Annotated in this window: 13 protein-coding genes; 3 read left to right on the top strand and 10 right to left on the bottom strand. The window is 66.2% G+C overall.

Translation table 11 applies throughout. The annotated features are described in order from the left end of the window. Positions 1 to 2 precede the first annotated feature (2 nt). The gene (locus AKJ09_RS20800) at positions 3 to 374 is read right to left on the bottom strand and encodes a nuclear transport factor 2 family protein (protein WP_146648954.1); all 372 of its coding nucleotides are present in this window, start codon (positions 372 to 374) and stop codon (positions 3 to 5) included. A gap of 167 nt (positions 375 to 541) precedes the next feature. Here AKJ09_RS20800 and AKJ09_RS20795 point away from each other — a divergent pair, with 167 nt between their 5' ends. Further along, a complete protein-coding gene (locus AKJ09_RS20795; protein ID WP_146648953.1) occupies positions 542 to 1039 on the top strand; it encodes an ester cyclase in 498 nt (165 codons plus the stop codon). Here AKJ09_RS20795 and AKJ09_RS20790 read toward each other — a convergent pair. Next, positions 991 to 1947: an AraC family transcriptional regulator gene (locus tag AKJ09_RS20790; RefSeq protein WP_205633755.1), complete on the bottom strand. Its 957-nt coding sequence runs from the start codon at positions 1945 to 1947 to the stop codon at positions 991 to 993. The genes AKJ09_RS20795 and AKJ09_RS20790 overlap by 49 nt on opposite strands. Before the next feature lie 54 nt (positions 1948 to 2001). Beyond that, positions 2002 to 3162 (bottom strand): FAD-dependent oxidoreductase, encoded by a 1161-nt coding sequence (locus AKJ09_RS20785; protein ID WP_146648952.1) that lies wholly within the window; start codon positions 3160 to 3162, stop codon positions 2002 to 2004. A gap of 112 nt (positions 3163 to 3274) precedes the next feature. Between AKJ09_RS20785 and AKJ09_RS20780 the strand changes: the two genes are divergently transcribed. Together AKJ09_RS20780 and AKJ09_RS20775 are read left to right on the top strand one after the other, a co-directional pair. Then, a complete protein-coding gene (locus tag AKJ09_RS20780) occupies positions 3275 to 3946 on the top strand; it encodes a TetR/AcrR family transcriptional regulator (RefSeq protein WP_146648951.1) in 672 nt (223 codons plus the stop codon). A 249-nt stretch (positions 3947 to 4195) separates the two neighbouring features. Further along, positions 4196 to 4480 carry a hypothetical protein gene (locus AKJ09_RS20775; RefSeq protein WP_146648950.1) on the top strand — a complete coding sequence of 95 codons (285 nt, stop codon included), beginning with the start codon at positions 4196 to 4198 and terminating at the stop codon, positions 4478 to 4480. A 6-nt stretch (positions 4481 to 4486) separates the two neighbouring features. On the opposite strand, the gene AKJ09_RS20770 is transcribed toward AKJ09_RS20775, so the two are convergent. Genes AKJ09_RS20770 through AKJ09_RS20740 form a run of 7 tightly spaced genes read right to left on the bottom strand, consistent with a single transcriptional unit; the run spans position 4487 to position 12514 of the window. Beyond that, a complete protein-coding gene (locus AKJ09_RS20770; protein WP_146648949.1) occupies positions 4487 to 6286 on the bottom strand; it encodes an IgGFc-binding protein in 1800 nt (599 codons plus the stop codon). A gap of 11 nt (positions 6287 to 6297) precedes the next feature. Next, complete coding sequence (locus AKJ09_RS20765; protein WP_146648948.1) at positions 6298 to 7560, bottom strand: RCC1 domain-containing protein; 1263 nt, start codon at positions 7558 to 7560, stop codon at positions 6298 to 6300. Then, on the bottom strand, positions 7557 to 8813 hold the full coding sequence (locus AKJ09_RS20760; RefSeq protein ID WP_146648947.1) for a hypothetical protein: 1257 nt from the start codon (positions 8811 to 8813) through the stop codon (positions 7557 to 7559). Before AKJ09_RS20760 ends, AKJ09_RS20765 begins: the two co-directional genes overlap by 4 nt. Beyond that, positions 8810 to 10000, bottom strand: a complete 1191-nt coding sequence (locus tag AKJ09_RS20755; protein ID WP_146648946.1) for a beta propeller repeat protein — start codon at positions 9998 to 10000, stop codon at positions 8810 to 8812. Before AKJ09_RS20755 ends, AKJ09_RS20760 begins: the two co-directional genes overlap by 4 nt. Further along, positions 9997 to 11223 carry a hypothetical protein gene (locus AKJ09_RS20750; RefSeq protein WP_146648945.1) on the bottom strand — a complete coding sequence of 409 codons (1227 nt, stop codon included), beginning with the start codon at positions 11221 to 11223 and terminating at the stop codon, positions 9997 to 9999. The genes AKJ09_RS20755 and AKJ09_RS20750 overlap by 4 nt, the downstream gene beginning before the upstream one ends. Then, complete coding sequence (locus AKJ09_RS20745) at positions 11220 to 11927, bottom strand: hypothetical protein (protein ID WP_146648944.1); 708 nt, start codon at positions 11925 to 11927, stop codon at positions 11220 to 11222. Before AKJ09_RS20745 ends, AKJ09_RS20750 begins: the two co-directional genes overlap by 4 nt. Continuing rightward, on the bottom strand, positions 11924 to 12514 hold the full coding sequence (locus AKJ09_RS20740) for an RNA polymerase sigma factor (protein WP_146648943.1): 591 nt from the start codon (positions 12512 to 12514) through the stop codon (positions 11924 to 11926). The genes AKJ09_RS20745 and AKJ09_RS20740 overlap by 4 nt, the downstream gene beginning before the upstream one ends. Positions 12515 to 12540: the final 26 nt, after the last annotated feature.

Raw genomic sequence — 12540 nt, 5'->3', positions numbered from 1 at the left:
AGTCACTCGGAGGGCTCGTTGCGCAAGATCAGGAGCTGGTCGATCTTCTCCGTGTGGGCGGAGAAGTAGAAGCTCACCACGAGTGGATCTGGCAGACCGCGTCGCTCGAAGTTCCCGTCGACGGTTGCCTCCACGACGGCATGGCAGTGGTTATTGCGGACTCGCGCAATCCGCATGGCGAGGCGCTGGCCAACGACGTCGCTGGCAATCCACTCGGCGATGGCTGCTCTACCCCAGTGCTCACGAAGCTGGTCATTCACCAGGGCGCCTTCGGCGAACAGGGCGAGCAAAGCCGGTCCGTCGCCTGCGTTGATGGCGTCGATCGCGGCAGCTACGGGCGCGGGAAGCTGAAAGCCCGCAAAGGCGGGAGGCATCGTAGGACCCCTTGAGTAGTGCGAGCGGGGCGAAGGATTCAGGAACGCCCTCAGCATGCATCTGGCCAGGGAATTCGACGCGTTAACAGGCGTGAAAGTTCGTTAACGCACGAGGTTTCACGGCACTCAACGGGCGGTACGGGGCAGCCCCCGGCAGAGTGCACGTCATGACTGTCGTCATCCGACGGGACCTCGTGGAGCGCTGGCAGGGGCTCGACCACCGGCTCCGCGCACGCGTGTCGGCGGTCCTTTCCGCAAGCCTCCTCCCCGGACTCGCCAGCATCGTCGAAGGCAAGCTTCCAGATGCCTTCGCGCGCGACCTGGCCACGGGAGGATGTCTCTTCCGCTCCGCTTTCCCGGAGCTCACTCGCGTCGTCGCTTCCATCACCTCTCATCACGACTCGATCGACGTCGTCGTGGCGTGCGCGGGGCGTCAGACCGGTCCCTTCTACGGCCTCATCGCCCCGACCCTGCGCCACGTAGAGTTCGAGCTTTCCCATCGATTCACCGTCGAGGTCGACCGAGGCTGGCGAGAGCATCGGATCCACATCGATGTCCGGCGCATCGTCACGCAGCTCGCCGCGGACGGACGGTGTCGCGAGCAACCTTCGCCGACTCAGGTACGCACGGCACGCGCGAACCCGCTGGGCGAACATCCCGAGTGACGCGTAAACGCGGTGCTGAACGCACTCGCGGACTGATACCCGATCATTTCGGCGACCTCCGCGAGCGGGGTGCGCTCACGACGAAGGACATCCTTTGCAATCGCGATGCGCCACTCGAGAAGGTACTCCATTGGAGGCATCCCGACTTTTCGCGTGAACCGCTCGGCAAAGGCCGCTCGCGACATGCCCGCGGTGCGCGCGAGGTCGGCGACCGTCCATCGACGCGCCACATCGTCGTGCATGCCTCGAAGCGCGCGAGCCAGCACCGGATCAGCGAGGCCCGCGAGTAACCCTCGCTGTTCATTCTTCGCTTCGGTGGGTCGAAAGCGAAGCGCCTCCACGAGGAGCGCCTCCACGAGCCGCTCGAGGATCAGGTCTCGCCCCGGACGGCGCGCGGTGGCCTCGTCGCCGATGAGCTCCGCAATTCGGCGCAGACGCGTCGCTCCGGGCTCATCGCGCCGAATATGAATCATCGCCGGCAAGAAACTGACGACGATCTGCGCGTTCGTACGATCGAATCGAAAGTAGCCGCCGAGCTGTCGCATGGTCGGCGGGCCGGCCTTCGTGCCATGCCGCAGCTCCGCAACTTGCGTCGTGGGCTTGATGAACGTTGGCTTCATCGTGAGATCGCTCGCCATCGTGAAGCCGGGGGTGGCAGGCAGCAGGACGAAGTCGCCCTCTTCGAGCTTCACGGCACCGACCCCGTCGACGTCGAGGAAGCACGACCCCTCGAGCATGAGGCAGAATCCCGGATCTTCGTGGGCGGCATAACGCACGCTCCAGCGTCCCGCGCCGCTGATGATCTTGGAGAGCACCGTCTGCGGATGCAGGAGCGAGATGACGGCAGCCAGCGGATCCGACGTCTCTTGGTCCGGCGAAGAGGATGACTCGGACGATCGCGAACGCATGATGGCCGAACATCATAGCCCGTCTTCGCCGACGAGCCGTCGTGCCGATTTCGGTCAGGACGAGGTGCTCGCTCGAGCTGGCGTTGCCCCGGTAGAGCCGCCGGTCAGCATGCCGATTAGCCCGTGCGGAGCGCTTTCGTCATCGAAGCAGAGCGCATGGGTTTCCGCGGCCTCGGCGGCGGTTTTCGCGCTACGGATGAACATCGTTTCCTCGTATTCGGCGAGCGCGGCTTCGAGGTCGCCTCGGTGTGCGGCGATGGCCTTGCCGAGCTCGGCGCCGTCGTACATCGCGAGGTTGGCGCCCTCACCGTCGGGAGGCGCCAGATGCGCGGCGTCGCCGACGAGCGTCACACCGGGCACACGCTCCCAGCGATGTCCGATCGGGAGCGCGTGAAGCATGCGGAGGACGGGATCTGTCTCGCCGTCGGTGATCAGCGCGGTGAGCTCCGGCGCCCAACCATCGAACTCGGCCGCGACGCGAGCCCTCGCCGCCTTCGGGTTGGTGAAGTCGACCTCCGCCATCCACTCCTTCGGCTTGGTGAGCGCAACGTAGGTATGCAGCACGCCGCCCGCTTCGCGGTGGGCGACGATCCCCTTGCCGCGCGCGAGGGCGAGCATGGCCCCGCCTCCGACGATTTTCGCGCTGCCCGGGTGGCGCACATCGGCATCGAGCAGGTACGTCTCGATGAAGGAAGTGCCGACGTAGGCGGGCTTCACGTCGGACAAGAGCGGCCGGATCTTCGACCACGCGCCGTCCGCACCGACCACGAGGCTCGTGGTCACGGTCGACCCGTCGGCGAACGTGAGCTCGTGCTGCGCGCCGCCGAGTGGGCGAATGGCCGTGACCTTGCGTCCCCACTGGACGGCGCCGTGAGGCAGCGAGTCGAGCAGGATGCGCCGCAGATCGCCGCGATGCACCTCGGGGCGACCGCCGTCGCCGTCGTCGGGCTGGTCGAGAAAGACCGTGCCGTGCGCGTCGAGCACGCGCATGGCCTCGCCGCCTTCGCGGATGATTCGGCGGAATTCGTCGAAGAGTCCGGCCGCCTTCAGCGCGAGCTGTCCGTTGGAATCATGAATGTCGAGCATTCCGCCCTGCGTGCGCGCATCCGCAGACACCTCGGCCTCGTAGACGGTGGAGGCGATGCCGTGGACGTGCAGAACGCGCGCGAGCGTCAGCCCGCCGAGGCCGGCGCCAATGATGGTGATCGGAGTCATCGTGCTTCCTTTCGAGGGCGGAGCCCCCGCGGCGACGCCGTTCGGGGCGACGCTTGGAACATCGTTCCAGAGAGAACTTGGAACGCCGTTCCAGAACTGTCAAGATAGGGTCATGGCAAAAGCACCGCGCCGCTCGGAACGACGTGAGGACGCGCTCTCACGCGAGCGGATCGTCGACGCGGCGATCGAGCTGCTCGACGACGAGGGCGAGAATGGATTGACCTTCCGCGCGCTGGCCACGCGGCTGGCGACGGGCCCCGGAGCGATCTACTGGCACGTCGAGAACAAGGGCGAGCTACTCGTCGCCGCCACCGACGCGGTGGTCGCCCGCGCGATGGGCGAAGTCCGCACGTCCACCAAGCCGCGTGAAGCCATCCGCAGGATCGCCCTCGGCGTCTTCGAGGCGGTCGACGCGCACCCGTGGGTAGGCGCACAGCTCTCGCGCGCCCCGTGGGAGACCGCGACCCTCCAGATCTTCGAACGCATCGGACGCCAGGTCGAAGCGCTGGGCGTTCGTCGCAGCGCCCACTTCACGTCGGCGTCCGCCCTTCTGAGCTACATCATCGCCGTGAGCATCCAGAACGCCGCGAACGGCCGACTCGTCGATTCGTCCGTGAACCGCGCCGACTATCTCGAAGCAGAAGCCACGCGATGGAAGGCGCTCGACGCCCACGAGTACGCATTCACGCGCAACGTCGCCCCCCAACTCGCCGAACACGACGACCGCGCCGAATTCCTCGCCGGCATCGATCTCATCCTGTCGGGCGTCGCCGCCTCAACCTAGTTGGCCTGCCGAAATCCCGCCGACTGGAGAGATCTACGGTTTGGGAGCGAGAATATCGATAGAAACGATTTCTCTGTCCCCCAGCGGCATCGCTTGCCCTTGAGTCACCGTCGCGGGTCATCGCACAATGACGACCGCCGCACCAGGACCCCGCCCATGATCCTCTAAGACCTCGCCGAGTTCAACGAGCATATCGCTGGTCCGATCGAAGTCGTTGGAGCCTACTTCGGTGAAGGATTCCGTGGCCACGTGCCCGGTGAGTTCGGCCTGACGGGCAAGGGCGCGAAGGAGCTGTTTCTTGCCCTCGCCCGAACGCTCCCCTACAGCGCGTTCGACTTCTCGTGCGAAGTGGCCGCGAACCACCTCGCCGTCTTTCTCGGGTTCTACTTCTGGGAGCAGTCGGACGTCACGACGGACGGTCTCGACGAAGCGGCACGCGACGAGGTTCTCCAAGCGATGCGAATGCATTGGTCCAGGGGCGGACGCAGCTCGATCCCGTTGGGCCTCGTCGAGCGTCGCTACGAACGCCCCTAGCGACCGTCAGTTGACTTCGACGCGCACCTTCGAGGCGGGGCGGCTGCCGGCGCCGGCGGGGTAGCCGTAGCTGGCGAACTTGTCGGTGCCCCAGACGTAGAGTTCGAAGGCGCCGGGGCTCGAGGCTTCGTGGCGGCCGTACTTGCAGGTGTTGCCGGCGACGGTGGTGCCCTTGCCGTCTTTGGTGAGCACCAACCAGGTGTATTCGATTTTGCCGTCGGTGCCGAGCGCGCGCCAGTCACCCACGGTTCCGATGCAGTCCACGTTGACGTCCTGGAAGCCTTGTCCGTCGTTGCGACGAACCAATGTCAACGTGCTGTTGGCGTAGGTGTGGTCGATGAAGAAGACGTAGTGATCCAGGAACTGCTCGTCGGGGATCAGGTTCACGAAGTCAGGGTCGCCTTGACCGTTGACGTTGTAGCTGGGTTCGCCGCCACCGTAGGGACTCGGATTGACCGTCCCGCTCATGTACACGGCGGCGTAGACCGGATGATCGTTGTCCTGGCTGCGCACGATGAACGGATAGTCCGCGCGGAACGTGGCGGTCTCGCCGGCTTGCATCGTCAGCGGGGCGCCGAGGGGGCGTGTCGGCTCGTAGTGCAGCGTCGTTCCGTCCTGCGCGCTGACGAGGCGGTAGTGGACGTTCTCGCTGATTTCCTGGCCGTCGAGAGCCGTGCGTCGTGTGCGGTAGGGCACCGCCGAGTACCGTGAGCTCCACTGGTTCAGCGGCGGGATCTGCTGTTGAAGGGCGTCGCAGGCAGCCCACTGCGCGGGAAGGTACGTGCACGGATTGCCACCGAACACCGCCACGGGGTGACTCGCTTCGAGCGCGCTGCCGACCAGGCTCTGTCGCTGCGAGATCTCGAGGACCTGTCCGCGCTGAAGCAGCGTCCGACTCACCTCGCCCGCGGGCGTGAACTGGACCGGCGACGTCGCCGAGTTCGCGACGACGTCCACCAGTGGACGAACGAAGACCTCGGTATCGTCTTCTCTCGCGACGATCTGGACGAAGGACGTATCGTCGACTCCCTTGTTGTTCCACCCGTCGACGAGCAAGTAATTGGTGCCCCAAGACGTCGTCGGCAAGAGCAACGTGGCCGTGGGCATGTAGCTCGGCGCGCCGCCGTACGGGAAGATCGAGTAAGCCGCCACGGGACGATCGGTGGAGAGCTTGAACGTGTCGTAGATGCTCGTCCGGTGCCCGTTCACGATCACGCCGTAGTAGGCCTCCTTCACGCCGGGAGGACACGGCGTGGCGGTGGCCGTCGGGTCGGGACCTTGCGCGAGGAACACGATGCCGGCTTCTCCGACCGGAATCACTCCGTCCAGCGATTCGTACACGGGCGCGCCATCCGGACCGGTGGTGACCCTGTACACGCTCTTCGACACGTCGAGCGGCGCACCGGCGAGCTCGGCGGTCACGTGCACCGGCGTGGTCCACGTGTTGGATACGATCGCTGCAAAACAGCCGGCGGCTTTGTCCGCGGGAACGTCGGGCGGTACGGCGGCAAACGAGCAGCCGATCGAGCCCTCCGCGGCGGCCGCGCTGTCACAGGCGGGTACGCATGCGCCCTTCGCACAACCGTTGTCCGACGAGCACGTTTCGATCACCTCGCCGGTGCAATTGTCGAGCACGCTATGCAGGTCGCGTGAGCAACGGCGCCCTTCGCATGCCGCGGGCTCCGGCGCCGCCGCGTCGTCCACCAGGACACCGGGCCCGGGCTCGAAGTCTCGCGTCTTCGCGCTGCACGCGGCCAGCCAGACAACCAGAGGAACACTCGCAACCGCGAGGCGGAATGACCACATCTCGATTCCCTTCACGGAAAGACGACGACCTGCGGCTCGGGGTGGCGTCGCTCGTCACGACTCCCACGTCCGAGCTGGCCACGGGTGTTGTCGCCCCAGCACAGCACGCTGCCATCGCTGCGTAGGGCACACGACGAAGTATTGCCGACGACGACGTCGGCGACGGGCGGGCCTTCGGGGAGCGTGACGCGCGTGGGCACGTAAACGCCTTGTTTGGCGGCGAGTCCGAGCTCGCCACGCGCATTGAGGCCACCCCAACAGTACACGTCGCTCGTCGTGGTCCGCGCGCACGTATGCACATCGGCGGTGGAGACATCGACCACGGCGATCGACGCCGGCAACGCAACGGGGGTGGGCGTGACCTCGTCGCGCCATAGCCCGCTTCCGAGCTGGCCGTTGGCGCCTCGGCCCCAGCAAGAGAGCTCTCCGGCCTTCGTGCGCGCGCAGGCATGACCGCTTCCGACGGCAAGAACCTCGGCGTCGCTCACGCCGAAGATTTGGCTCGGGCCGCCGCCCGCGAATTGGTGCACGAGCTGAGGTCCGTATCCCCAGCTGAACAGCCTGCCATCGCTGAGGGTGACGAGGCCGACGTCCATTCCGAAGCGAACGCCGACCGGTTTGGCTCCATCGTCCCACGTCAGCTGGCGGAGCCCCGGTCCGAGCGACCAGGACTCACCCCAGCAGACGAGCTCGGAGGAAGCGTCGAAGATGCAGCGCGTGACTCCGTCGGGGCCGACGAACACGCGGCGAGCCACCGGGATGTCGGGCACGGTCGCGGGCGTGCGCTGCCAGTCACTCCAGCACCAGACGGCGCCGTCGCTAGAGACCACGCACGTTCCACTGCCCGCCGCAGCGAGGTCGACGACGGAGCCGACGTCGAGTAGCGAAATCGGCTTGCCCGGCGCAGCATCTGCTCCGCCGCCATCGGCAGGCAGCGGGAGCGCGTTCGTGTCACCCCAGCACCGTACCGAGTGATCGCCCATCGTCGCGCAGTAGTGCTCGGAGCCGGCTCGCAGCGCGATCACGCAGGAGGGGCCGCTGCACTGGACCGGGATCGGAGCGGCATCGAAGGGAGCGCTCGCGTCGACGACATCGCTCGCAGCGTCCGGCACCTCGCTGTCTTTGCCGGCATCGGAGGCGTCTGCGACCTCCGCATCCGGAGCCACCGCGTGGTTCGATTCCAGAAACGACTCGCTGGAGCAGCCCGCGAACGGCAACGTCGCAAGCGTCGCAGCGAGTGGTGACACGAGGAGGATGAATCGCGACCGCCTCATGGCGTCACCGTTCGATGCAGCGTGATGTTGTTACCGACGACCCATACGTCGCTCTGCGTGCCATCGGTCAAGCCGTGAATCGCGTTCATGGCACGACCGATCGGAGTATCGGTGTTGGTGATCCGAGAGACCGACCATGCCGTCCCGTCGAAGTGGCTCACCGAGCCCTGTTTTCCGACGAGCCAGACGTCGTTCGCACGACTTCCCCAGATCGCATTGACCGAGCGATCGGCCACCATCACGACGGGGAAGACCGAGAAGGTGAGCTCGTCGGGAGAGCCGTCCGCCGGCACGCCGTGCAAGGTCTGCGTGCAGTATCGGTCGCGACAGAGGACCTGCGCCTGACCACCTGCGCTGCCGGAGGGCTTGGCTTGATAGAAGTCGAGGTTGCCTCGGGGATCGAGGGCAACCGCCTTCCAGGCGCCGCGTCGCGGGTTCGTGCCGCCGTCGTCCCCTTCCGTCGCGTTCGGATCCCAGTGCACCAGCAGCGCCCTCTGCGGCCCATCGCAGTCTTCGCAAGGGGCCGACCACTGGGCACCGCTTCCCCAGAAGTCGCTCGGACCGGAGCCCCAGAGCGAGTAGATGCGTCCGCCCATGACGACGTCGGAGAGCGTCGTTGGCGGCGTCACCGTCGTCCACGGCTCGGCGGCGGCCTCTCCGTTCCAGCGGAAGAGCCCGCTCCCCGAGGCCCAAACCTCGCTCGCGCTCACGCCCCAGACCGTCGACACCGGCCCCGGAGTGGGGACCTCGACGAACGACCACACGCTCGCGGCGTTCTTCGTGGCATGAACCAGGCTCTGCGCCTCGGTGACGAGCCACAACTCGGACTCGCTCGCGCCCCAGAGCCGTAGGAACCGTGGCCCATCGGTGTAGATCTCTTTCCACGCGACGCCGTCCCACGCGAGCACGTCACCGGCGTAGCTGGCGGCAAAGGCCTCGTGGTTCGGCGCGACCCAGACGGCGCGCAGATCGTACTTCTTCGGGCTCGCAGTCGACTTGGGCAGTGGCGTCGGACACCAGTTGTCGTAACTGCACGCGCGCGTCGGCTCGAGCACGTCGGGAGCGTCACTGGCGGCGTCCTCGGGGACGACGGCGGCGTCATCTTCGGGCACGGCCGGGACGACGCTGCCGTCTTCGAGGCTCGGCGTCGTTTCGATCGGTTGCTCTTCGGTACTCGCACAGCCCACCGCAACCGCCACGACGGCGACGGGCACGCCGAGCATCGACGACAAGATCCTCACGCGCCGGCTCATGGCCGCCTCCGGTTCTGCTTCGAGCGATGCAAAAGAACGCCGTTTCCACCAATCCACACGTCGTCCGGTCCGCTACCCCAGACAGCGTAGAGATCCGCCTCGCGCCGAATCGGCGGTAGTCCCGATTCCCCGAGACCCCAGTTCGTGCCGTCGTAGTGGAGGACCTGGCCTCGGTCTCCGACCACCCAGATGTCGCCTTTCGCACTGCCCCAGATGCCGTGCAAGTTCACCGGGACGACCGGCGCTTGGATTTCCCAGCGTGGCTCGCCCGCTGCGCCAAAGTGGATGATGGCCCCGTTCGCGCCGACCGCCCAGACGTCGTCCGCGTGCGTTCCCCAGACACCTTCGAACGTCGTCATCAGCGGAAGGTCATAGGGCGTCCACACGACGCCGCCCGCGTCGGCATTGGGCTCCAGGCGGAATCCACCGCCGATCCCCATCGCCCACGCCGACGTCGCGCCAAAGCTGCAGATCGCACGCAATCGGGGTCCACAGGTCGCGAACGGCGTACAACCCGTCAGTGGCGACCGCCACGTGGTGCCTCCGTCTTCGTCGATCACGAGCTGGCGGATGTTCTGGTTCAGAATCCAGTCGTCGGGGTAATCGGCCGGATCGCCGACCAACCAGACAGCGTCCTTGCTCCCGCCAATCGCCCGGGCCCGGCCGATCTTCTCCGTCTTGCCTGGCCAAACGTCGCCGGGCACGGGGGCAACCTCGCTTTCACCGGCGGCGTTCAAGGTCACACGGAGCGGCGCTCCGTTCAACGGCACTGCCCATGCGGCATTGCGCTCGACTCCCCACACGGCGATCAACGCGTTGGGAAGTTTGGTATCGATCGCGCGAAGCTCCTTGCCGTCATAGTGAAGGAGCGTGCCATGCGTACCGGCGAACCAGACGTCGTCCGGCGCCGTTCCCGAGATCGCGTTGACGGCGATCTGGGGGGTGATGGCGTTCGGCACGACGCAGAAGTCCTCGCTTTCGCACGCGACAGGTGCACAGGCGTCGCCGCCATCGCACTCGGCGTCGGCGTTCACGTCCGCCTGCGCGTCGTTCTCGATCACGTACGATGCGTCTTCGCCGCCTACGACGGCGGCGCCGTTCTGATCAGCCGTGGCGCAGGCCATCCCGATGCCCAGACTCGGGCACACGAAGAGAAACCAGCGCCCCAACGTTCGCGTGGACTTCATTTCGTCGGCCCTTCACAAGGCTTGGTCAGGCACTGTCCGTTGACACACGGCTGGCCCGCACCGATATCGCACTTGATTCCGCATCCACCGCAATTGGTCGGATCGCTCAGAGTCTTGGCTTCACATCCATCGAGGGGATTCATGTTGCAGTCGGACAGTCCCTCGACACATTCGACGGTGCAGTGGCCTTTGACGCAGGCATTCTTGGTACCGGTATTCGGATTCGATCCGTTGCACTGGTATCCGCAGGCCCCGCAGTTGAACGGGTCGTTGTCGAGGTCGACGCACGTGGTGTCGCATCGGGTCAAGCCGTCATCGCAGTTGCAGGCCGGCGGCTTTCCATAGGCCGTCGCGAAGCATAGCTTCCCGGGGGCACAGACATTTCCGCAGCCCCCGCAGTTCTTCGGATCGAGGAACGGACTACCGTTGTCGGGATCGGGCGCAGCCAGGTCGACCTCGCAGCCGTCTTCGAGATCGCCATTGCAGTCAGCCCATGTGTGAGTGCTGTCTTGAATGCACTTGAGCTCGCCGCACGTCCCGCCCCCGCACCCGTAGTACATGTTCCTAGGCGGCTCTTTCACCCCGCCATCGGGCTGATGCTTGAGACAATCGAATCGGCACGCGCCGCAATGCTTGTCATTGCTATTGATGTCGACGCAGCCATCGTTACCGCACGTGACCTTGCCGGGAGGACAGCCGCCGCAATAGAAGTTCAGACAGCGAACGCCGTCGGGGCAGACGATTCCGCAGCCGCCGCAGTTCTTGGGATCCTCGCGGAAGTACGCTTCGCAGCCATCGTCGACGACGCCGTTGCAATCGCCATAACCGTCGTTGCAGCCCGTACCGCGGCATTTGCCTTGATGGCAGGCAACCGTCATGGCCCTGCCGTTGTCGCAAGTGTTGCCGCACTCGCCGCAGTTGTTCTTGTCGTTGGCGAGGTCCGTCCCGCATCGGAACTTCGGCAGCGAACCGTCGTCCCCGGGGCAGGTCGCAAAGGGGTAGACGCACTCGGTCGCCACGCACTGGTTCAACGTCTCGTTCGGAATGGCCGGCGTGGCCCCGTCGGACGCGTCGGAGGCATCAGGCGCACCGAAAATGGGCCCAGGAGCCGTCGCATCGGGCTGTCCGCCGCCGACGACGAACGAGCGATCGCTGCTCGAGCATGCGGCTGCGAGCACGGCGCCGAACAAGAAGAGCGTCGTGCCGAATCGAAGGTGCTTCATCGCGTCATCCCTACTGCTGCGCGAACCGGCTCCGCGTAAGGAGAGCCGGGTCGCTTGCTCAGAAAGCGTTCCGCCAGCACGCGCGCTTCGCTCGTGCGTCCCAAGGCAGCCAGCGCGCGGACTTCGACCGAGTCGGCCTCGTCGGCGAAGGACTGGACCGCGTACTCGCGACGATATGCTTTGACCTCCGCGAGCGCCTCGGACGGCTTTCCCGAAGCGAGCTGATCGCGCGCACGATCGATGCGTGCGAGCTCTTCGTCGAGGCTCGGATTCGAGCGCTCGGCCTTCGCAGGAGCGGGGGCTGGAGCACGTTTGGCCTCTCGAGGCGACGTCGGCAACGCCGAGACATCGATCGACGGCACTGCGGAGGCCGGCTCCGAGACGCTGTCCGTCGAAGGAACGGCGGGGGCCGCCACGATGGGCGCCACAGCAGGTGCCGGCGAGGGCGATTCGATTCTCGAGGCGTGCCATCCGAACGCAGCCAGACCGGCGGCCGCCAACCCGGTGAACACGAAGGCAGCGCGCAGCGCACCGAAGCGCTGCGTGAGCGTGAGCGTGGTGGACGGCGCCGTCTCGGCGAACCGCGCCAAGAGCCGTTCGCCCTGCGCGGCGGCGTTCGGATGAACGTCTTCGTCAGCAGCGCGCAGCATCGACGCGATCTCTTCCGGAAGCTCGTGATCGAGAAGCGGACTGGGGTCCTTCATCGGTGGTTTTCCTGCGCACCCTTTCGAGCGGCAGCCTGGAGAAAGAGCTCTCGTGCACGACGCAAACGCGACGCGACGGTTCCGACGGGGAGCTCGAGCAACTCGGCGATCTGCACCGTGTTGAGGCGTTCGAGCTCGAACAAGATGAAGATCGCGCGCGGCTCTTCCGGGATCTTCTCGAGCACGCGCTGCAGGTCCTGGCGCGCCTCCGACTGCGCGATCGCCTGCTCGGGCGTACTTCCGGGATCGATTTGCCGCTTCAGCAGCTCGTCGTCGTGAACTTCGCGCCGACGCTGGATCGATCGACGCGCGTGCGAGGCGACGTACATGCACGCACGAAAGAGGAACCCTCGTGCCGATGTGATGGAGGCGAGCCGCTTCGAGGCCTCGAGGTACACCTCCTGCACGGCGTCCTCGAGATCAGCGTCGGGCACCCCGAGCCGGCGAAGGCTCCGCCAGACGAACTCGTGGTGCTGCAGAATGAGGCACTCGAGGGTCGGATTCGGTTCAGCCATCGCCGCGGTCACCGACGCCGGCACGGCGCCGGGCGGTAGCTTCGCGAGCTGGAGGGCACGAATGTTCGACATCGCCGAGGACTAGAAAACCCGGACCC

Origin of the sequence: Labilithrix luteola (genome assembly GCF_001263205.1) — a bacterium.
In the GTDB taxonomy this organism is placed as follows: Bacteria; Myxococcota_A; Polyangia; order Polyangiales; family Polyangiaceae; genus Labilithrix; species Labilithrix luteola.
Note: the sequence above shows the minus strand (reverse complement) of the source record. Positions and strands in the feature narration are given on the sequence as shown.